A 19,921-nucleotide genomic window follows, 5' to 3' on the forward strand; every position below is an offset into this window, starting at 1 on the left:
TCCTGCGGAGGCTCGGACCCCGCCTCGCCCGCCGTCAGGACTCGCCGCGCGCGAGGGCCGAGACGAAGCCGCCGGCGAAGGTGTCGCCGAGGCCGATCGTCGTCGGCCGGTCCGTCTCGAGGACGAGCCCGGGGACGCAGCAGGCCTCGAGCGTCGACTCCACCGCTGCGCACACCGCTTGCGAGCCGGGCTGGGGAGGGAGTCCGCCGACGCGGTCGTAGTCGGCGGCGGTGAAGCCGTCCCCGAGGAGGTCGCGGAGCTCGGTCGCGCGGATCATCTCGTCACCGACGCCCCGCCGCCCCCGGAGCTCGAGGAGGCCCTGCGCGACAGGGGAGTGGAGATCGTGCTCCCGGCCGGTGCGGCCGCCCGGGAGCGCTGACCCGCTCCTCACAGCACGTTGATCGCGGTGGCACGCCAGCGCGCGTCCGTGCCTTCGAGCCGGATCGCGACGGCCCGGCTCCGTGCGCGGTGATGCACCAGCACGACTCCCTCGACGACACCGTCCCGCGGCTCCGTGACGATCACCCGTCCGACCGTGAACGGGACGCGCTGCGCCGTCCGCTTCCGCAGGCTGCGGGCGCGAGCCGCGAGCACGACCCGCTTCTGCAGGTGGTGGTAGACCTCGTCGCTCAGCCACCGCGCGATCTGGTCGATCTCGCGCGAGCCCTCGAGGATCTCGATCACGAGGTGCGTGAGCCGGGCGAGCAGGGGCTCCGGGTCGGGCAGCTCCGCGCGGGTCGCAGGCTGCGGGGCGAAGAACTCCGCGAGGGTGAGCCGCTCCACGGCCGCCTCGGGGTCGAGGGGGAGGGTGCGGTAGTCGAAGGCGTGGAGGGGAAGGCTCATGCGGCGATCTCCTGGGGCAGGACGAGCTGTTCACGGGTCCGGGTCACCTCTCTGCTCGACGGGCGGGGCGCGCTGGGTCGGCACGCGAGGACGACCTCATCGAAGCAGTCGAGGGATGCTCATGGAAGGCAGAGGCGCAGACTGTGGATAATCGTCGGCCGTCCCGAGCTGTGGACAGCGAGCCCGGCGTGCGCCGCCCGGCCGCGCCCTAGGCTTGTCGGGTGTCGACCCTCAGTGACCTCGTCCTCTCCCACGGCCGATCCGACGAAGCGGACGTCGAATGGCTGCACCTGCTCGTCGGCGACCTGCAGCTGCTCGCCGACCTGGCCTTCGCCGACATCGTGCTCTGGGTGCCCACGGCCGACGACAGCTTCGTCGCCGTCGCCCACGCGCGCCCCAGCAGCGCGGCGACGCTCTTCTACCGCGACTTCGTCGGGCAGAGGATCAAGTCGGAGTGGCGCGCCCAGGTCGTCGAGGCGTTCGAGACCGCGCGGATCGTCGACACCTCCGCCCCGGACTGGTTCGAGGAGACGCCCACCCGCGTGCGCGCGGTGCCCGTCCTGCGCCGCCTGGGGGCCTCCGATGGCGGGACGACGGACCGCCCCATCGCGGTCGTCACGCGCCACACCAACCTCAGCGAGACGCGCACGCCGAGCCGGCAGGAGCTGACGTTCAACGACTGCGCGAACGACCTCTTCTCGATGATCGCCTCGGGCGACTTCCCCGATCTGGGCGCGCCGACCGGTCCTCGCCGCGGGGCGCCGCGCGCGTCCGACGGCCTGATCCGCCTGGACGTCGACGGCGTCACCACGTTCGCGAGCCCCAACGCCCTCTCGGCGTTCAACCGCATCGGCTTCGCCGACGAGCTCGAGGGGGAGTCGCTCGCCGAGGTCACGACGAAGCTGATCGCGGGGAAGGTCGTCATCGACGAGTCGCTCCCGCTGGTCGTGACCGGCCGGGCGCCGTGGCGAACCGACATCGAGGCCCGCGGAGTGACGGTGTCGCTGCGCGCGATCCCGATCCGCGACCGCGGCGAGCGGGTCGGCGCCGTCGTCCTGTGCCGCGACGTGACGGAGCTGCGCCACCAGGAGCGGGAGCTCATCACCAAGGACGCGACGATCCGCGAGATCCACCACCGCGTGAAGAACAACCTGCAGACCGTGGCCTCGCTGCTGCGGATCCAGGCCAGGCGCACCCACTCCGACCTCGCCCGGGAGGCGCTCACGCAGGCGATGCGCCGCGTCGCCGCCATCGCGGTCGTGCACGACACGCTCTCGGAGGGGCTGAACCAGAACGTCGACTTCGACGCGGTCTTCGACCGGGTGCTGCTGCTGATCGCCGAGGTCGCCTCGACCCACAACACCACGGTGCACCCGAAGCTGACGGGGAGCTTCGGCAACCTGCCCAGCGAGTACGCGACTCCGCTCGCCCTCGCCCTGACCGAGCTGGTCACCAACGCCGTCGAGCACGGCCTGGCCGGACGGGAGGGCGACGTGGAGATCGTCGCCTCGCGCAGCGATGACGAGCTCACGGTGAAGGTGCGCGACACGGGCGTCGGGCTGCCGGAGGGCAAGGTCGGATCGGGCCTGGGCACGCAGATCGTGCGCACGCTCATCCAGGGCGAGCTCGGCGGCACCATCGACTGGCACACGCTGGTCGGGCGCGGCACCGAGGTCACCATCGAGGTGCCGCTGCGGTGGCTGGAGCGCGCCCGCTCCTGAAGCCGGAGACGACGCGACCCCCGCTGCCGAGAGGCGACGGGGGTCGGGGTCGTTCGTGCCGCCGAGCGGCTCGTGCGCCTAGGAGGCGCGGCGTGCGCGGGCGGCGCGGCGCTTCAGGGCGCGACGCTCGTCCTCGCTGAGGCCGCCCCACACGCCCGAGTCCTGGCCGGTCTCGAGGGCGTACTGGAGGCAGACCTCGGTGACGGTGCAGCGTGCGCACACCGACTTCGCCTTCTCGATCTGGTCCACGGCCGGGCCGGTGTTGCCGACCGGGAAGAAAAGCTCGGGGTCTGCGGTGAGGCAAGCGGCCTTGTCGCGCCAGTCCATGCGGGTGCTCCTTGTGTGAAGGCGTGCGTGGAGGAACCACGCAGTGTTCGGGTGGGATGATCGATCCACGCCGACGATCCCGACCAGTACTCGACCTCCGCGCCCTCACCGGCGCACGCCACGAGGCCCCGTGCTGGAGCGCGGGGTGGATCGGGGTGGTGGACGGGAGAACGCTCGGTTCTTGCCGGTGCACTCGACGCGATGCGCGAGCACTGCGTCGGCCACCCGGCTCCAGTGCTGGTCATCCGGCTCGCCCCCGTGCCTGACGGCGCGGCGGGATCGGATGTTCACATCGGCGGAAACCCACGACCCTGTGAGCGGTGAAACGAACTGGACTAGCCTGTCACGGGGATGAGCCCGAATCAAGAGTCCTGGATGGGATGTGCCTGTGACCGCTGACGCGAACGGGTCCCGCGGACCCCGCCCGACCGCCTCCCGGCCGCTCGGTCTGACGGTGCTGATCGCGGTCCTGGCCCTCGAGACGCTCGCCGTCGCCGGGGTCGCGGCGTGGCTCGTGCTCGAGCTGCTGACGACCCGGGCCGACACGGTCGGCGGAGGCATCGCCATCGTCGTCCTCGCGCTGATCGCCGTGTGCTGGGCCGCCGCGACGACGCTCGGCGCCGCGCGACGGCGCGGCTGGATGCGCGCGTCGGCGCTGACGATCCAGCTGGTGATGATGGCCGTGGCGCTCGGCGCCTTCCAGGGCCAGTACGCCGTGCCCGACATCGGCTGGGCGCTGCTGGCGCCGGCCGTGGTGGCCGTCGTCGCGCTGTTCCTCCCGAGCGTGGTCGCCGCCACTCGTCGCGATCCGGCCGTGTAGCCGGACGGCTGGCGCGCCGCCGCTCGCGGGTGCGACGCTGGAGGGACCCCCTCCTCGACACGGAAGCGACGCGCATGGACTCCACCCGACTCGGCTCCAGCGGCCTGCAGATCTCCTCGATCGTCCTCGGCTGCATGAGCTTCGGCGCTCCCGACCGCGGGGCCCACGGCTGGAGCATGGGCGAGGAGGAGTCGCGGACCTTCCTCCGGCGGGCGCTGGACCTGGGGATCACCACGTTCGACACGGCGGACGTCTACTCCGACGGCACGAGCGAGGAGTTCGTCGGCCGTGCGCTCGCGGACTTCGCGGTCCGCGAGGAGGTCGTGATCGCCACGAAGGTCCACGGGCGGATGCGCCCCGGCCCCAACGGCGGCGGCCTCTCGCGGCGGCACATCCTCAGCGCTATCGACGACAGCCTCCGGCGTCTCGGCACGGACTACGTCGACCTCTACCAGATCCACCGCTGGGACCCCGAGACGCCGATCGAGGAGACGATGGAGACCCTCCACGACGTCGTCCGCTCGGGCAGGGCGCGCTACATCGGCGCCTCGAGCATGTGGGCGTGGCAGTTCGCGAAGGCGCAGTACACCGCGGATCTGGGCGGCTGGACGCGGTTCGTCTCGATGCAGGACCAGTACAACCTGATCCAGCGCGAGGACGAGCGCGAGCTGCACCCCTTCTGCGTCGACCAGGGAGTCGGCGTGATCCCGTGGTCGCCGCTCGCCCGGGGCCGGCTCACCCGCGACTGGGACGAGACCACGGCGCGCACCGAGACCGACGTCTTCGGCGGCACCCTCTACCGCCAGCAGGAGGAGGCCGACCGGCGGACCGTCGCGACCGTCGCACGCATCGCCGAGCAGCGCGGCGTGCCCCGTGCGCAGGTGGCGCTCGCCTGGGTCCGGCAGCAGGAGGCGGTCACCGCTCCGATCGTCGGAGCCACGAAGCTCCACCACCTCGACGACGCGGTCGCGTCGCTGGACGTGGAGCTGACCGCCGACGAGCTGGAGGCGCTGGGCGCCGACTACGCACCGCGCGCCAACGAGGGGTTCTGATCCGGGCGATGCGCCACCGCTGATCCGCCCGAGCGGTCTCCGCTATTCTTCCTCTCGAAGATGACGGAAGCTCGGATCGGGAGGTGGCGTGGCGAGGAGTGCCGGGGATCCGCTGGGGGCGCGCTACCGCCTGCTCGCGCGGATCGGCGCGGGCGCCGCGGGCGAGGTGTGGCGCGTCGCCGACGCGCAGGGACCGGACCGCGCGGCGAAGCTCCTCCGCGGTGAGCACGTGCACGACGCGGGCCTGGTCGAGCGGTTCGTCCGTGAGAGGTCCGTGCTCACCCGTCTGCGGCACCCGCACGTCGTGGAGGTGCTCGACCTCGTCGTGGAGGGGGAGACGCTCGGAATCGTGATGGAGCTCGTCGGCGGCGGATCGCTGCGGGAGCTGCTGCAGGACGAGGGCACCCTCCCGGCGGTCGATGCACTGCCCGTGACGGCCTCGATCCTCGACGCTCTCGCCGCCGCGCACGCGATCGGCACGGTCCACCGGGACGTGAAGCCCGACAACGTCCTGCTCGCGGAGGGTGCGGACGATGCGGGCTCCGCCGTCCGCGTCTCCGACTTCGGCATCGCTCACGTGGTCGCCGAGGGGCCGCGCGCGACGACGGGCGTCATCGGGACGCCGGAGTACCTCTCGCCCGAGATGCTCGCCACCGGACGAGCCGGTCCGCCGAGCGACGTCTACTCGACGGGGATCCTGCTCTACGAGCTGCTGTGCGGCCGGACCCCGTTCGCCGGTCCCGGCGCCGACGTCGCGGTCGCCTACCGGCACGTCGCGATGCTCCCGCCGCCGCTGGATCTGCCGCCGCGGCTCGCGTCGCTCCTGGACCGGATGCTCGCGAAGGATCCGGCGTCGCGGCCGACGGCTGCGGAGGCGGCGGGGATCCTGCGACGCCTCTCCCCGGCGCTGGCCGGGCTGCCGGCGCTGCCGCTCGCGGCGGGCGTGGCGGAGTTCGAGGAGACCGAGCGCCCGGGCACGGTCCTCCGCGGGATGGCGGTGGAGATGTCGTCGGAGCCGGTGGAGGAGGGGCCCGCGCCCGAGCTCGGCCCTTCGTCGCAGGCGACCGTGCTCCGCCCGGTGCCGCGCCGCGAGCTGCGCCTGGCGGAACGGCCGTTCGAGGCTCCTGCTCGGCGGGGGCGCGGCGGACGTCTGCGGATGATCCTCGCCGCCGTCGGCGCCGGCGTCCTGCTCATCGGGGCGGTGCTCCTCGCCGTCCAGCCGCGCGGCGGAGCACCGGCCTCGGCACCGGATGCCGAAATGTCGGCCCGGCAGCAGGACCGGCCGCTGCCGACGGGTCTCGGAGTGACGCGATCGGCCACCTGGGACGCGGAGCGACGGGCCGTGGTCGTCGAGATCTCCTACTCCGCCCAGAGCGCGCCCCTCTCGGGGTCCTTCCTCGAGGTGCTGCCGGGCCCGGACGCCGCGGCGGCGTGCCCCGCGGCCAGCTGGTCCGGAGTGACTGCGGTGCGCAACCGGCCGAGCGTCACCGGAGTCGGGGTCGGCTGCGGTTGGAGCCTGACGGACCTGCACGTCCCGGCGCAGGGGATCGTCGACGTCACGGCGACCGTGCCGATCGCGGTGGCCGAGCAGAGCGCCCTGGACGGGTGGCTGGCGGCGGCAGCGTCTGCGACGGCACAGGCCGTGGCCGACCCTGCGGTCACCGGGACGGCGTATCCCGTGCAGCGGCTGCGGGATGTGCGGATCGAGACTCCCGCGCGGACGGTCGGCCGGACCCCGCTGCCGGTGACGCTGGTGCCGGTCTGGCCGAGCGGGGCGGACCCCGTGAATCCCCTGCTCGCGACGCCGTCGTCCGCGCCGGCGAGCAGCATGCTCGACGCGATCGCGGGCGGAGTGGAGGGCGTTCGCTTCAGCGACGGCTGCAGCGGCGCGGTCGCCGTGTCGTCCGACGGGCTGACGGTGACCGCCCTCACGGTGACTCCGTCCTGCGAGCTGCGCGCCCGAGTGGGCGCGTTCTCGGACCTCTCGAGCAGTCCCTTCGCGATCACCACTCGCGAGTGAGTCGACCTCCCGCGCCAGTGTCGAGCCGTCGACGCCACGCGAGCCGTCTGTGCTGTCTTGCCTTCTACCATGACGAGACATCCTCATGAAACGACGGTGGAGTGGGGAGCGGTCGGGACGGTCCCGTCCGCAGGGGTAGAAAGGTGTGATCCATGTCACGTGTTCTCTCGACCGACGAGGCGAAGTCCGCGATCCAGCAGATCCAGTCGATCGTCAACGGCGGCCTCGCCGATCAGATCAGCCGGCTCGACGCACAGGGGCGGACACTGTCCGATCCGAACGTCTGGGACGGTCCGCTGGCCTCGCAGTTCCGCTCGTCGACCTGGCCGGAGACGAAGTCGGCCCTCGAGAAGGCCAAGCAGGAGCTCGAGGAGCTGCGCAGCCAGCTGGCGACGATCTCGCAGAACATCTTCGCCGCCGGCGGAGGGAGCTGACCGGCCGTCCCGCCCCTGCGTGCTCCGGCGAGCGGGGGCGGGACGTGCTCGTCGTCTCCGCGCTCCTTCCTCCGCGCACCTCCATCGGTGCGTCTCGGAGTGATCGGAGCGCTCTCGAGGAGGACGCGCCGATCGACTCGGTGGCGGAGGCGCGATCACCCGCCCGAGGGCGCTGATCAGCCGCCGTCCGTCGGCGTCGGCGAGACCGACTGCACGAAGTGGATCTCGCCGTCGAGGCTGACGAAGCCCCGGCCCACCGTGGGCGGGACGGGGAAGCGCCGCGGGATCTGCGCGCCGAGGAGAGTGCCGTCGTTGTCGACGTCGGGCTGGAGCAGCAGCACGGAGCGGGAAGCCGCCGCCTTCTTCGTCCAGTTCCCGAAATGGCTGCGGAGCTCGCTCGACCGGCCGGCCAGCACGACGCAGAGTCCCGGGCGACCCGACGAGACCAGCCTCATCAGCGCCTGGTCGGTGTCGTCCCAGCGTTCGGCGTCGTCGAGGAGGAGCAGCACGGGGCCCTCCTCCGTCGACAGCGACGCGAGGAGGGTGCAGAGCTCCTCCGCGCCCACGGCGAGTCGGTCGAGGTCGGCGCCCCTGAGCGGGGAGCGTCGATCGCACACTCCCCAGACGGCGACCGAGCCGGCGGCCCGCGCCGCCTCGGCCAGGGCGAGCAGCACGGTCGACTTGCCCGATCGGGCGGGTCCGGCGATGACGACGTGCTCGCCCTCGAAGACCTGGAACGCCAGCGGGGCGAGGTCCGACTCGCCGAGGCCGATCGGGAGCAGCCACGGCTCGCGATCGAAGCGGGCCTCGATCCCGAGTGCGCTCACGGCGACCCTGTCGGGAAGCGTGCCGACCGTGCTCGTCCTGCCGCGCGCGTCCGGCCAGGCGGCCGCGAGCTCGGCGATCGCGTCGTCGAGACCGGCCCTCGGAGTCGCGACCTGCGTCTGCAGGAGCGACGAGGTGATGACGCAGCGCCCCGGCACCGCTGCCGGCGCCTGCACCGGCTTCACCCCGGCGGCGGCGTAGTCCTGCGGGTCGGCGAGGCGGAACAGCCACTTCTGCGTCGTGACCTCCTCCATCACCGAGGGGATCGCCCTCGCCCGGGTGCTCGTCACCGCGAAGTGCAGGCCGAGCTCCGGTCCGTCGGCGTAGGCGCGGGTGAACGCCTCCATCAGAGCCAGGCCCTCCCAGTCCTGGAACTCGTCCTTCAGAGTCGCGAGACCGTCGACGAGCACCAGCGCACGACGGTGGCCCCCGGGCGATGCTCGGCGCCGGCGCACCTCGTCGCGCAGGTGACGGAGGAACCGGGTCTGCTTCTCGTGGGATCCGCCACCTGCGCCGACGTAGGAGACGGTGTGCGGGAGTCGCGCAAGCGGGGCGGAGTCGCGGGAACCGGCATCGAGGACGTAGAGGTCGAGCTCGTCCGGGGGGAAGTGGCGGGCGGCCGTCAGCGCGATCGACGCGAGCGCCGTGCTGGTGCCGCTGCCGGGGATGCCGATGAGGAGCAGGTTCCCCTCGCCCAGATCCCAGCCGGTCGGCGTCCGGCGCTGCCGGTCGGGGTCGTCCGAGAGTGCGACGTGCAGGACGTCGCCGACGACGCGACCGAGGTCGGACTCCTCCGCACCGAACCCGCTGAGGGCCATGGTGTCCTCGAGCGGCTCCGGCCAGATCGGGCGGGGAGGGCCGAAGCCCGAAGCGGCGTCCGCCTCGACCACCGCGTCGATCAGGAGGTCGAGATCGGTCGGGGTCGTCTCGTCGGCGGCGACCGGGGAGGGGCCCTCGACGGGGACGCCCGTGGGTCCGACCGGGCGGACCTCGATCGCCTCGACGGCCGGCGCCTCCGCGCGACCGGTGACCAGCGCCGTCTGGACGGGCGAGATGTCGTTCTGGCCCCGCTTCACGTACGCCCGGCCGGTCTGGGAGCGGGAGATCCCGGCCGCGCTCGCGACTCCGATCACGTCGGCGGAGTCGTCCCGGCTCTGCATTCGGAGGGCGACGCGGAGGTTGGTGTTGGCGAGGATGTCGTCGTTCACCACTCCGGCAGGACGCTGGGTGGCGAGGATCATGTGCACGCCGAGCGTCCTGCCGACCGCGGCGACGCTCACGAGGGACGTCAGGACGTCGGGATGCTCCTTCGCGAGAACGGCGAACTCGTCGACGACGAGCAGGAGCCGCGGCATCGGCTCCGGCGGCGAGGTGGCCCAGTACGCGTCGAGGTCGTCGACACCCTCGCCGGCGGCGGCGAAGAGCCGCTGACGACGCCGCATCTCGGCCTCGAGCGAGCGCAGCGCGCGGTCGGCGAGCTGGGCGTCGAGGTTGCTGATGGTGCCGATCGTGTGCGGGAGCCGCTCGCAGGACGCGAACGCTGCACCTCCCTTGAAGTCGATGAGCACGAAGGTGAGGCGCGTCGGATCGTTCCAGGCCGCGAGGCCGGCCACGAAGGAGCGCAGGAACTCGCTCTTGCCCGAGCCCGTGGTGCCGCCGACCAGGCCGTGCGGGCCGTCGGCGACGAGATCGAGCACGAGCGGACCGTGCTCGGACGAGCCGACGGGCGCGCGCACGCCCCGGGCGCTCGACCACCACCCCCGGACGTCCGCGGCGGTCGGACGATCGGCGCCCAGGAGCGGCGGCAGCCGCACGAGCGCGGAGAGGGCCACCCCCGCAGTGACGAGCTCCGGGTCCTCGAAGCGCGCCAGGTCGCGCGCACAGCGCTCGGCCGTGGAGGAGGCGAGACCGGCGAGCACCACGTCCTCGACGGTGATCCGCTCGTCGGGCCGGGAGAGGACCGCCGAGGCGTCCGCTCCGACCCGGACGACGACCGTGCAGGAGGCGGGGAGCTGCTCCTCCGACGACGCGAGGACGAGGCCGGAGATCCGGGTCGCCGCCTCGCGCTCGCCGCGGCCGAGTCCGAGGAGTTCGCGCGCCGGAGCGGCGCGTCCCTCGGTCAGCACGTCGGAGTCGAGCACCAGGAGCACGCGCGGCGAGTCCTCGTCGCGGAGGGCGCGGAGGAGCTCGGAGCTGCGGTCGCGCCGGTCGGAGAGGCGGCGTCCGCCCCCGGGCAGACGCGTGTGGGGGAGCCAGGAGGCCCAGCTCCAGTCGGAGTCGCGTCGCCGGTCGCAGAACACCCCGATCGCCAGGTCGGCCGGACCGCAGTGGACCGCCGCCTGGCAGAGCAGGCTCCTCGCCAGAGCGAGGCCGCCCTCGCGGTCGCCGACGATCCCGACGACGCCCGAGTCCGCGAGATCGATGGACACCGGCGCGCTCGGGACGACGCTCACCGCGAGGATCGCGCGCACCTCCTCCTCGAGCCGCGGCACTCCGCGCTGATCGAGCGGGGGAGACCACGGGACGTCGCCGACGCCGATGTGCAGGCGGAGCACATCGGCGGAGGTCGCGCGCCGCTGCCACAGCGACGTGGCGGGCAGCGCCGCCCGGCGGATCGTCGTCGCCGGGTCGGGCGCGTCCTCCTCGAGGCGGGCCCGTTCGACACGCGCGGAACGGGCGATGTCGTCGCGGAGCGTCTGCAGCGCCTCGCCGTAGCGCTGCTCCTCGGACCGGGTCGCTCGGGCGTGCCGGTGCCGCTGCTCGAACCACAGGCCCACTCCGGCCACGGGGCTGAGCGCGGCGAAGAGGGCGTAGCGCGCATCGCCCATGATGAGGACCATCGCGAAGGCGAGGACGAGCGGCGCGGCGACGGTGATCACGCTGAAGGTCGTGGCGGAGGCGATCTCGAGGCGGGCCGGCGGGACGACCGCCTCGCCGGCCGCCGGACGTCCCGGTCGCGGCGGCCGGTTGAAGGGCACGGTCGCCGTCGCGGAGACGTTGTCCGCGCTCCCCGGCTCGGGCGCGAGGAGCTCGGGGGGCGCGGGGCGCAGCAGGAGGGCCGCCCCACCGGCGATCACGACCGCGGCGTCGGAGACGAGGACCCCGTCCCCGGTCGCGGAGACGCCGTCGACCAGGGTGCCGTTGGTGCTGTCGGCGTCGTGCACCCGCAGGCCGTCGCCCTCGCGGGTCACCGAGAAGTGCTCCCAGGAGGCGCTCGCCGTGTCGAGGACGACGTCGGCGTGCGGGGAGCGGCCCACGATCAGCGCGCGGGCCCGCGGGATCTCGACCACGGCTCCCGCGCCGAGACCGCCCGACAGCACGGCCGTCCACCCGCGGGCCGCGGCAGGTCGGGGCAGGGGGGAGCGGGCGATCCGCGTTCCCTCGAGCAGCAGCAGATCGGCCAGCCGGGTCTCCACAGGGTGCAGGGCGGTGTCGACGGCGAGGGCCGTCCCGGGCGGGAGGCGGTGCCCGGTTGCGGTGGCGATCAGCTCGCCGAGTGTCGCGGAGTCGCGGTGGCGGCCGAGGTCGATGTCGGAGCGGGTGCCGTCGAGGTCGAGGAGGAGTCGCACCGGGGGCTCACGGTCGGGGCTGTCCGGCGAACCAGAGCAGCGGCGGGTCGGCGGGCCGCAGGCCGAGGCGCTGCGGCGAGGAGTGGAGGGGGAGTGCCGGGACGTCCAGAGCGTGCGCGGCGCCGAAGTCGAGCGGCGGACCGGCGAGCCCGTCCGCCGGTCCGATCGTGGATCCCCGGAGTGCGGCGGCGACCGCCGCGGGTTCCCTGCTGCCTGCGACGGCCGCGGCTCGCACCAGCGCCACGACGGCGTCGTGGCTGGGGGCGTCCGCGACCGCGGCGAGATCGCGGAACGCGCGGTCGCCGAGGAGGGTCGTCCGCGCGGCATCGTCGGCGGTCATCCGCACAGCCCCCAGGAACGCGGAGGCCGCGCGCCCGCGCTCGTCGCCGCGGAGAGCGACCGCGTCGCCGGAATCCGTGCCGATCGTCGTCAGATCTCCCGAGAGGGTGCCTCCGGCCGCGGCCAGGGCGGGAGCGAAGGCGGGGCTCAGCGCGTCGGGCGTGAGCAGGATCGGGACGGACGCCCCCGCCGCCTGCAGAGCGGCGACCGCCGTCGCCTGCGCAGCGGCGGAGCCGGACACGACGACGCGCTCGACCGCCGGCTCGCCCTCGAGGTGCGGGCGGGCGGCGCTGACGATCACGTCCGCGGTGGCGCCGGGATCGGCGGTCACCGTCGCGGCGGGCGAGAGACCGGTCGGGGTGCCTCCACCGGTGTCGACGAGGAGTACCCGGGCGCCTCCGCCGGCCTCCTCCACGAGTGCCGCGTCGGCCGAGGCGGTGTCGGGTCCGAGGGACCAGACGCCGTCGCCGGGCAGGTCGGGGCCGCCTCCGTAGGGGAGGACGGCCGCTGTCCCCGCGGCCCGAGCGGCGTCCACGGCTGCAGCGGTGTGGGTGCCGTGGGCCGCGAGGACGAGGCCGGACACGCCCTGCCCCGTCAGCTCCTCGACGGCGGCGCGGGCACCCTCGGGAGTCCCGTGGTCGTCGACGGCGACGAGACCGATCTCGCAGCCGCCCATCGCTGACCGGTGCGCGGCGACGACGGCGCCGTTCGCCGCGTCCTTCCATTCCGCGCCCTCGCCCGGAGCCGAGCTGAGCGAGACCACCACCCCGAGCGTCATCCGCTCGGGCACCCGGGCGCACGAGAAGCCGACAGGCAGAGCGGCGACCTCCGTCATCGGAGCCGACTGCGGGGGCAGGAAGGAGACGAGGGCACCGCTGACGCCGAGGAGGGCGACGGCGCCGCCGACCAGCATCGTGGTCCGTCGGGCGGTGCGGGGGTGCTGCGCCGCGCGCCTGCCCAGGCGGGTCATCGCTCGTCCCCGATCCGGAAGGAGTAGACCGTCCGGGTCCGCGTGCCCTCGGGCAGGTCGAGGTGGAACGCGGGAAGCGCATCCCCGGCCCGGAGGGAGGCCCGCTCCTGGGCCTGCGCCAGCAGGATGCCCGAGACGTCCTCGGACCGCACCGCGGCGTAGCCCCGTGCGCTCTGCGAGGCGAGGGCGAGCTGCACGTCGGCGGTGCCGACCTTCGCGGCACTCGTGGTCATCGATCCGAGCAGGCCGGAGCCGCCGACCGTCCGGTCGCCGAGGTCCAGGAGCACCTTGTGCAGATCGGCTGCGAGGAGCGCGGCGGTCGCGTCGGTGTCGCGGGTCGAGGCGTCGATCGTCGTCGCGATGCCGGCCAGGGAGGCGCGCGTCCGCTCAGAGACGGCCCCGCCGATCCGGGCCTCCGCGGTGCGGAGAGCCCGGTGCCCGGCGTCCACCGTCGCTGCACCGTCGGAGCGGATGCCGGAGGAGGCCGTGCGCAGGCTCGAGACCGACCGGTCGAACATCGCGACGACCGCGTCGGCGTCGGCGCCGGAGCGCGTCGAGATCCGCCGCACCTGCTCGTCGAGGAGTGCGGTGACCGCGGATGCGGCTGCCGTGTCCGCCTCGGCGAACGCATTCTGGATCGCCGGTGCGAGAGCGTCCTGCTGGGCACCGAGAGCGTCGATGCGGGTGCCGAGTGCGTCGCGCTGAGCGGTCAGCGCGTCGACGCCGGTGCGGAGGGAGGCGAGCAGGCCGGTGAGGCGCGTGTCGTCCGAGCCGGCCGTCGCGCCGGCCTCGGCCACGCCTCCGCGGACCGTGGCGAGCGCGGCGCGCAGGGCGGCGAGGTCCGCGCTAGCGCCGGTGCTGCCGACGGTGGAGGCGACGGCGGTCCACGCGTGGACCTGGTCGCTCAGCCGGTCGGCCAGGGGGGCCGGATAGCCGTCGGGAGCGTCGAGGCGGCCCGTGCCGGAGCAGGGCGTCGCGGTCAGGTAGGCGCGGAGCTCCTCGACGGAGCCCCGGGTCACCTCCACGGGTGCGCGCGTCGGGCGCCCGGTCGGCGTGGGTGCGGCAGCAGGGGACTGTGTCGCCGGCGACAGCTCGCAGAGCCGATCGGCCAGCTCCTGGTTCTGCGCCGACAGCGACCCCGTGCTGGTCGGCGTGCCGAGCTCGTCCAGGGCGGTCGTGGCGGCGGTGCCGACCGAGGCGACCGTCGTCTCCAGGCCCGCGGTGTCCGCGTCGAGCCCGTCCAGCGTCGCCGACAGGGCGGCGAGTGCCCGGGTGACGGATCCCTCCGGGTCGGCCAGGGTGTCCACCGAGGCCGACGCGGCGTCCACCCTGCTCGCGAGGGCGGCGAACCCGGCCTGCACGCCGTCCATCAGCTCCGGCTGCAGGGAGTCGACGAGGTCCTGCCCGCGATCGAGCATCCCGAGCAGCACGGTGTCGACGGCGGCTCCGGAGGCGGCGAGGGAGCAGGTGGTCGAGGGTGCCGTGCAGGTCTCGGCGGAGGGCTGTGCCGGCCCCGCGGCAGCACGGACAGCCGCGACGACCTCGTCGCGGCAGGACTCGGCCGCCGTCCCGTACGCGTCGAGCTCGGCCGTGAGCCGCAGCAGCTCGGAGTGGATCGAGCCGGAGCGGCCGCCGTCGACGGCGAGTCCGCATCCGCTGCCCGAGACCGTCGGCGGCGGCACCGCGGCCGATGTGTCGCCCAGCAGGGCGTCCACCGCGTCGATCGCCTCGGACAGCTGCGCCAGCAGGCCGGACTCGGTGCCCGAGACCGTCGACGACAGCTGCGCCCGGAGCGCGCCAAGCTGCCCGGAGAGGCTCTGCATCGAGGCCGCCGTCGAGGCGGCGCCGGCCCGCAGCTCCTCGGCCGTGCGGACACCGAGAGTCTCGGAGGTCGCGTCGAGCGAGGCCCGCACCTCGGCGACGGTGGTGCCGGCCTGGGTCAGCAGGTCGTCCACCGCGGTGACGACCTCGATCGTGCGGCGCTCGAGGGCGAGCGGCGAGGCGTCGGAGGAGTCGAACGCGGCGCCCAGCGCCCCCTCGGTGGTCGGGTCGGTGCTCAGGCCGGGCTGGACCGCCAGGTCGAAGGCGGGGACGGCGAAGTCGGCGACGTCGGCGACGAGGGTCAGCGTCGCCGTCGCGCCACCGCCCGGGGGAGCGAGGAGAGCGGCCCACTGCACGACGGCGTCTCCGTGCTCGTCACGGCTGAGCACGCCGTTGGTGACGGCCCCCGACTCGCTCTCGGTGACGACGCGACTCGGCGAGACGCCCGGCAGGACCGCGGAGGCTGCGATCGTCAGCGGAGCGCCGACGAGTGCACTGCGGCGGGCTGCACGACCGGCCGCGTCGAACGCGACGTCCTCGGGCCGGACCGTCAGGTTCTCCACCGCGAGCGAGATCTCGATCCGACCCGAGCGCCCGGCGAGGTCGGCCGGATCGGTGCCCGAGGCGTCGGCGGTGCGCCACGAGGGCCGGACACGGACCGGCAGGTCGGCGGCGACCTCGGGGGGATCGTAGACGGTGGTGGTCGCCGAGGTGTCGGACGGGTCGTCGCCGACGGCGAGGGCCGTCCCCTCGATCGCACGGACACCCCCGTCGGACGAGACGGCGACGGACACCGCCTGCAGCACCCTGGCGGCGGTGAGCGCCGGCTCCGGTGGCGTGCAGCCCGCCAGTACAGCGGCCACGACCGCGATCGCCGCTGCGGCCGTCGTCCTGCGAGCATTCGAGCGCACCCTGACCACCCCTCGTCCCGACGGGGCACCGGGCGGTGCCGCTCACGTCGACATGAGAGATGCTCGCAGATGAGCGGAACCCCGAGAGCCGGTGGCGCACGATGACCCGCACAGCGCGCCCCGGGGTCAGACGAGCTTCAGCTTCTTGCGGAGCGCCTGCACGTGCCCGGTCGCCCGGACGCCGTACTGCGCGAACTCGAGCGCTCCCTCGGCTCCGACGACGAACGTCGAGCGCAGCACGCCGACGACGGTCTTGCCGTAGAGGCTCTTCTCGCCCCACACCGCGTACGCGTGGTGCACGGTCATGTCGGGGTCGCTCAGCAGCGGGTACGCGATGCCCTGGGCGTCGGCCCAGCGGCGCAGCGCCTCCGGGGCGTCCCGCGAGATCCCGAGGACCTCGTAGCCGGAGTCGCGGAGGGACGCCGCGTTGTCGCGGAAGTCGCAGGCCTCCGTGGTGCAGCCGGGGGTGTCGGCCTCGGGGTAGAAGAACAGGATGACGCGCCGTCCGCGGTAGTCCGCGAGCGAGACGGGCTCGCCGTCCTGGTTCGGCAGCGTGAACTCCGGAGCGGAGTCGCCGGCGGCGAGGCGCGCCTCGGCGGGGAGGGGGGAGAGGTCGGTCATCGTCTGCTTCCGTCGGTCGTGGCGAAGGTGGTCAGGAGGCGCTGGAGCGAGTCGAGGCGCTCCGGTCCGCTGGCGCCCAGCAGTCCGCCCTCGACCGCCTCGATGATGGCGCAGTCGGGGGAGTCGGGCAGGTGCGTGCAGCCGCGCGGGCAGTCCCGGGCGATCACGGCGAGTGTCGTGAAAGCGCCGAGGATGTTGTCGGTGTTCACGTGGCCGAGTCCGAACGAGCGGACGCCGGGGGTGTCGATGACCCAGCCGTGCCGGTCGCCGCGCTCCACGCGGAGCGAGACGGTGGAGGACGAGGTGTGCCGACCGCGGCCCGTCACGGTGTTCACGCGCCCGATGGCCCGGTGCGCGTCCGGGACGAGCTTGTTCACGAGGGTGGACTTGCCGACTCCGGAGTGCCCGACGACCACGGTCTCGTGGCCGAGGAGGGCGTCGGCGATCTCGTCGACCGGCGGCTCGTCCTGGCTCGAGAGGAACACGCGGAGGTCGAGCCCCTCGAAGTTGCGGAGGAACGGGGCCGGGTCCGCGAGGTCGGTCTTGGTGATGCAGAGCATCGGAGTGATCCCGGCGTCGAAGGCGGCGACCAGGTAGCGGTCGACCAGCCGGGTCCGGGGCTCGGGGTCGGCGGCGGCCACCACGCAGAGCATCTGGTCGGCGTTGGCGACGATCACGCGCTCGATCGCGTCGGTGTCGTCGGCGCTGCGGCGGAGGAGGGTCGACCGCTCGCGGATGCGGACGATGCGGGCGAGCGTCCCCTCGTCGCCGCTGGAGTCCCCGACCACGTCGACGCGGTCGCCGGCCACGATCGCCTGGCGCCGCAGCTCGCGGGCCCGGGCCGCCGTGAACTCGTGCTCCTCGGGCGTCCCGTCGCCGATCATCACGGTGTAGCGACCCCGGTCGACGCCGAGCACCATCGCGATCTCGGCGTCCTCGTAGGCGGGCCTGTTCTTGGTCCGGGGCTTCGTGCCCTTCGGGTTCGGGCGCACCCGCGCGTCCGACTCGTCGTACCCGTCGAAGTCGTCGAGAGCACCGTCGGCGTCGAGGCCGCTGTCCGTCCACCACGACACGGGTCAGACCGATCCGGCGAGGGTCGTCCACAGCTCCGGGAACTGCGGGAGGGTCTTCGCTGTCGTCGCGACGTCCTCGATCACCACGCCGGGGACCACGAGGCCGATCAGAGCGCCGGCGTGGGCCATGCGATGGTCGGAGTAGGTGCGCCAGCGGCCGCCGTGGAGCTCGGCGGGCTCGATGCGCAGACCGTCCTCGAGTTCCGTCACCCGGCCGCCGAGGCCGGTGATCTCGGCGGCGAGGGCGGCGAGGCGGTCCGTCTCGTGGTGGCGGATGTGGCCGATCCCGGTCAGGGTGCTGGGAGTGGAGGCCAGCGCGGCGAGGGCGGCGAGGGCGGGGGCGAGCTCGCCTCCCTCCGACAGGTCGAGGTCCACGCCCAGGATCTCGTCGCCGCCGGTGACCACGAGGTCCTCGCCGTCCCGCTCGACGCGGGCGCCGAACAGCGGCAGGATCCGCTCGAGGTGCGCCCCGACCTGCGTGGTGACGGCCGGCCAGTGGCGCAGCCGGACGCGGCCTCCCGTGACGAGGGCCGCAGCGAGGAACGGCGCGGCGTTCGAGAGGTCGGGCTCGATCAGCACGTCGGCGCCGGCGATGGGCTGCGGCGCGACGGTCCACTCGCCGTCGGCGGGCGTGCCGACCTCGACGCCCCGTGCCGCCAGCGCGGCGACGGTCATGTCGATGTGGGGCCGGGAGGGGACGGCGCTGCCCTCGTGGCGCAGGTGCAGTCCCTCCTCGAAGCGGGCGCCGGCCAGCAGGAGCGCCGAGACGAACTGGCTCGACCGCGAGGCGTCGACGACGACCTCGCCGCCCCGGACGGCCCCGGAGCCGTGGACGGTGAAGGGGAGCGCGCCGCGGCCGTCGTCGGCGACGTCGACGCCGAGCGCGCGGAGGGAGGCGATCGTCGCCCCCATCGGCCGCTTCGCCGCGTACGCGTCGCCGTCGAAGGTGGTGGGGCCGAGCGCGAGGCCGGCCAGCGGCGGGACGAAGCGCATCACGGTGCCCGCGAGCCCGCAGTCGATCGTCGTCGAGCCGAGCAGCTCCTCCGCGGGCTCCACGACCAGGTCGGCGCCGAAGCCGCCGGTCGAGCCGGACTCCCGGATCGTGGTGCCGAGCGAGCGCAGCGCTTCGATCATCAGGGCGCTGTCGCGGGAGTGCAGCGGCGCCCGCAGCGTGGAGGGCCCGTCGGCCAGAGCAGCGAGCACCAGCTCCCGGTTGGTCAGCGACTTGGAGCCGGGCAGGCCGACCTCGGCGTCGAGAGCGCCGGCCGCGAGGGGTGCGGGCCAGGCGTCGTCGCCGGGGAGCGCACGGGCGTCGCCGTACGGATCGAACTCGGGAGCGGAATAACGCGAGAAGACCATCGGTTGTCAGGATAGTCGGCGCGCAGGGCGTCGTCAGGAGCGTGACGGAGGCGGAGCATGACGGCAGCACCCCCGGTCCTCCGGAGCAGCAGGCCCGCCGCCCGGAGGCGCCCTCGCGCCGCAACCCCGGTCGTCCGCCGCGCCGCCGCTCTAGAATCGCTCGTGATGACTCGCGACGACGAACCCCGCACCACCCCCGCCGACGAGGCTCCCGAGCCCGCCGACGCGGAGCAGACGATCGTGGAGACCGTCGAGGAGTCGCTGGACGACGCCCCGGTCGAGGCTCCCGTCGATCTCCGCTCCCTCTTCGAGCAGCAGGCGCTGCCCTTCATCGACCAGCTCTACGCGGCCGGTCTGCGGATGACGAAGAACCCCTCCGACGCGCAGGACCTCGTGCAGGAGACGTTCGCGAAGGCCTTCGGCGCGTTCCGCCAGTTCGAGCAGGGAACCAACCTGAAGGCTTGGCTCTACCGCATCCTCACGAACACGTTCATCAACTCGTACCGCAAGAAGCAGCGCGAGCCCTATCAGAGCGCGATCGACGAGCTCGAGGACTGGCAGCTGGGCGGCGCCGAGTCGACCACGGCCACCTCCAGCCGCTCGGCCGAGGCGGAGGCGATCGATCACCTCCCCGACACCGCGGTGAAGGAGGCGCTCCAGGCGATCCCGGAGGACTTCCGGCTCGCCGTCTACTTCGCCGATGTCGAAGGCTTCTCCTACCAGGAGATCGCGGACATCATGAAGACCCCCGTCGGGACCGTCATGAGCCGGCTGCACCGCGGCCGGCGCATGCTGCGCGAACGACTCACCGACTACGCACGCGAGCGCGGATTCCGCGCCGCATTCACTTCCGGGAGCACGAAATGACCGACAGCGGCTGCACGAAGGCGAAGGCCGAGCTCGAGGAGTACCTCCACAACGAGCTGTGCAAGGAGGACGCCGCCGACATCCGCGAGCACATGGCGGGATGCGTCGACTGCGCCGACGAGGCGAAGGTCGGCGTGGTGCTCACGGTCGCCGTGCAGCGTGCGTGCAAGGAGACGGCGCCGGAGGACCTCCGCGCCCAGGTGCTCGGCATGCTCCGCGACGAGCACGCCGCGCACTCGCAGGCGCCCGCCCGCCTCTAGGCGCCGCACGACCCGGGGAGCCCCGGCCGTTCGAGACCTCCCGCGCACCGCGGGCCCTCGAGGGGCCGGGGCTCCGTCGTGTCCGGCGG

Annotated in this window: 16 protein-coding genes; 7 read left to right on the forward strand and 9 right to left on the reverse strand. The window is 73.9% G+C overall.

Going from position 1 to position 19,921, the window contains the following annotated elements; all coding sequences use genetic code 11:
* Positions 1 to 34: 34 nt before the first annotated feature.
* Together GTU71_RS01850 and GTU71_RS01855 are read right to left on the reverse strand one after the other, a co-directional pair.
* A complete protein-coding gene (locus GTU71_RS01850; RefSeq protein ID WP_146079407.1) occupies positions 35 to 277 on the reverse strand; it encodes a carbohydrate kinase family protein in 243 nt (80 codons plus the stop codon).
* Positions 278 to 387: 110 nt separating this feature from the next.
* A complete protein-coding gene (locus GTU71_RS01855) occupies positions 388 to 843 on the reverse strand; it encodes an Rv3235 family protein (protein ID WP_219812326.1) in 456 nt (151 codons plus the stop codon).
* 221 nt (positions 844 to 1,064) lie between these two features.
* Here GTU71_RS01855 and GTU71_RS01860 point away from each other — a divergent pair, with 221 nt between their 5' ends.
* Positions 1,065 to 2,564, forward strand: coding sequence for a PAS domain-containing sensor histidine kinase (locus tag GTU71_RS01860; RefSeq protein ID WP_104224128.1), 1,500 nt, complete (start codon positions 1,065 to 1,067; stop codon positions 2,562 to 2,564).
* 78 nt (positions 2,565 to 2,642) lie between these two features.
* Here GTU71_RS01860 and GTU71_RS01865 read toward each other — a convergent pair whose 3' ends face one another.
* On the reverse strand, positions 2,643 to 2,891 hold the full coding sequence (locus GTU71_RS01865; RefSeq protein ID WP_055788231.1) for a WhiB family transcriptional regulator: 249 nt from the start codon (positions 2,889 to 2,891) through the stop codon (positions 2,643 to 2,645).
* 388 nt (positions 2,892 to 3,279) lie between these two features.
* Here GTU71_RS01865 and GTU71_RS01870 point away from each other — a divergent pair, with 388 nt between their 5' ends.
* The 4 genes from GTU71_RS01870 (at position 3,280) to GTU71_RS01885 (ending at position 7,217) form a co-directional block, all read left to right on the forward strand.
* Positions 3,280 to 3,711: a hypothetical protein gene (locus GTU71_RS01870; protein WP_159939176.1), complete on the forward strand. Its 432-nt coding sequence runs from the start codon at positions 3,280 to 3,282 to the stop codon at positions 3,709 to 3,711.
* 74 nt (positions 3,712 to 3,785) lie between these two features.
* Positions 3,786 to 4,763: an aldo/keto reductase gene (locus GTU71_RS01875; RefSeq protein WP_104325363.1), complete on the forward strand. Its 978-nt coding sequence runs from the start codon at positions 3,786 to 3,788 to the stop codon at positions 4,761 to 4,763.
* A gap of 88 nt (positions 4,764 to 4,851) precedes the next feature.
* A complete protein-coding gene (locus GTU71_RS01880; RefSeq protein WP_159939177.1) occupies positions 4,852 to 6,783 on the forward strand; it encodes a serine/threonine-protein kinase in 1,932 nt (643 codons plus the stop codon).
* 152 nt (positions 6,784 to 6,935) lie between these two features.
* Positions 6,936 to 7,217: a pyrophosphorylase gene (locus GTU71_RS01885; RefSeq protein ID WP_104224124.1), complete on the forward strand. Its 282-nt coding sequence runs from the start codon at positions 6,936 to 6,938 to the stop codon at positions 7,215 to 7,217.
* Positions 7,218 to 7,393: 176 nt separating this feature from the next.
* Here the strand turns inward: GTU71_RS01885 and GTU71_RS01890 are convergent, their stop codons facing one another.
* The 6 genes from GTU71_RS01890 to aroA form a co-directional block, all read right to left on the reverse strand.
* Positions 7,394 to 11,611 (reverse strand): FtsK/SpoIIIE domain-containing protein, encoded by a 4,218-nt coding sequence (locus tag GTU71_RS01890; RefSeq protein ID WP_159939178.1) that lies wholly within the window; start codon positions 11,609 to 11,611, stop codon positions 7,394 to 7,396.
* A 7-nt stretch (positions 11,612 to 11,618) separates the two neighbouring features.
* Positions 11,619 to 12,920, reverse strand: a complete 1,302-nt coding sequence (locus GTU71_RS01895; RefSeq protein ID WP_159939179.1) for an ABC transporter substrate-binding protein — start codon at positions 12,918 to 12,920, stop codon at positions 11,619 to 11,621.
* Complete coding sequence (locus tag GTU71_RS01900; protein WP_159939180.1) at positions 12,917 to 15,652, reverse strand: hypothetical protein; 2,736 nt, start codon at positions 15,650 to 15,652, stop codon at positions 12,917 to 12,919. Before GTU71_RS01900 ends, GTU71_RS01895 begins: the two co-directional genes overlap by 4 nt.
* Positions 15,653 to 15,778: 126 nt before the next feature.
* A complete protein-coding gene (gene bcp, locus GTU71_RS01905; RefSeq protein ID WP_159939181.1) occupies positions 15,779 to 16,273 on the reverse strand; it encodes a thioredoxin-dependent thiol peroxidase in 495 nt (164 codons plus the stop codon).
* Positions 16,270 to 17,346 carry a ribosome small subunit-dependent GTPase A gene (gene rsgA / locus GTU71_RS01910; RefSeq protein ID WP_104224119.1) on the reverse strand — a complete coding sequence of 359 codons (1,077 nt, stop codon included), beginning with the start codon at positions 17,344 to 17,346 and terminating at the stop codon, positions 16,270 to 16,272. The genes bcp and rsgA overlap by 4 nt, the downstream gene beginning before the upstream one ends.
* 3 nt (positions 17,347 to 17,349) lie before the next feature.
* A complete protein-coding gene (gene aroA / locus GTU71_RS01915; RefSeq protein ID WP_159939182.1) occupies positions 17,350 to 18,705 on the reverse strand; it encodes a 3-phosphoshikimate 1-carboxyvinyltransferase in 1,356 nt (451 codons plus the stop codon).
* Positions 18,706 to 18,870: 165 nt separating this feature from the next.
* On the opposite strand from aroA, the gene GTU71_RS01920 reads away from it, so the two are divergent.
* Together GTU71_RS01920 and GTU71_RS01925 are read left to right on the forward strand one after the other, a co-directional pair.
* A complete protein-coding gene (locus tag GTU71_RS01920; RefSeq protein ID WP_104224117.1) occupies positions 18,871 to 19,572 on the forward strand; it encodes a sigma-70 family RNA polymerase sigma factor in 702 nt (233 codons plus the stop codon).
* Entirely contained in the window at positions 19,569 to 19,832 is a 264-nt protein-coding gene (locus GTU71_RS01925; protein ID WP_104224116.1) for a zf-HC2 domain-containing protein, read from the forward strand. The genes GTU71_RS01920 and GTU71_RS01925 overlap by 4 nt, the downstream gene beginning before the upstream one ends.
* The last annotated feature ends 89 nt before the right edge of the window (positions 19,833 to 19,921 follow it).

It is taken from the genome of Rathayibacter sp. VKM Ac-2762, from assembly GCF_009866585.1.
GTDB lineage: Bacteria > Actinomycetota > Actinomycetes > Actinomycetales > Microbacteriaceae > Rathayibacter.

Coding starts and splice junctions, on each gene's coding strand:
- GTU71_RS01850 (WP_146079407.1), bottom strand. CDS start 277: ATGATCCGCGCGACCGAGCTCCGCGACCTCCTCGGGGACGGCTTCACC.
- GTU71_RS01855 (WP_219812326.1), bottom strand. CDS start 843: ATGAGCCTTCCCCTCCACGCCTTCGACTACCGCACCCTCCCCCTCGAC.
- GTU71_RS01865 (WP_055788231.1), bottom strand. CDS start 2,891: ATGGACTGGCGCGACAAGGCCGCTTGCCTCACCGCAGACCCCGAGCTT.
- GTU71_RS01875 (WP_104325363.1), top strand. CDS start 3,786: ATGGACTCCACCCGACTCGGCTCCAGCGGCCTGCAGATCTCCTCGATC.
- GTU71_RS01885 (WP_104224124.1), top strand. CDS start 6,936: ATGTCACGTGTTCTCTCGACCGACGAGGCGAAGTCCGCGATCCAGCAG.
- GTU71_RS01895 (WP_159939179.1), bottom strand. CDS start 12,920: ATGACCCGCCTGGGCAGGCGCGCGGCGCAGCACCCCCGCACCGCCCGA.
- bcp (WP_159939181.1), bottom strand. CDS start 16,273: ATGACCGACCTCTCCCCCCTCCCCGCCGAGGCGCGCCTCGCCGCCGGC.
- aroA (WP_159939182.1), bottom strand. CDS start 18,705: ATGGTCTTCTCGCGTTATTCCGCTCCCGAGTTCGATCCGTACGGCGAC.
- GTU71_RS01920 (WP_104224117.1), top strand. CDS start 18,871: ATGACTCGCGACGACGAACCCCGCACCACCCCCGCCGACGAGGCTCCC.
- GTU71_RS01925 (WP_104224116.1), top strand. CDS start 19,569: ATGACCGACAGCGGCTGCACGAAGGCGAAGGCCGAGCTCGAGGAGTAC.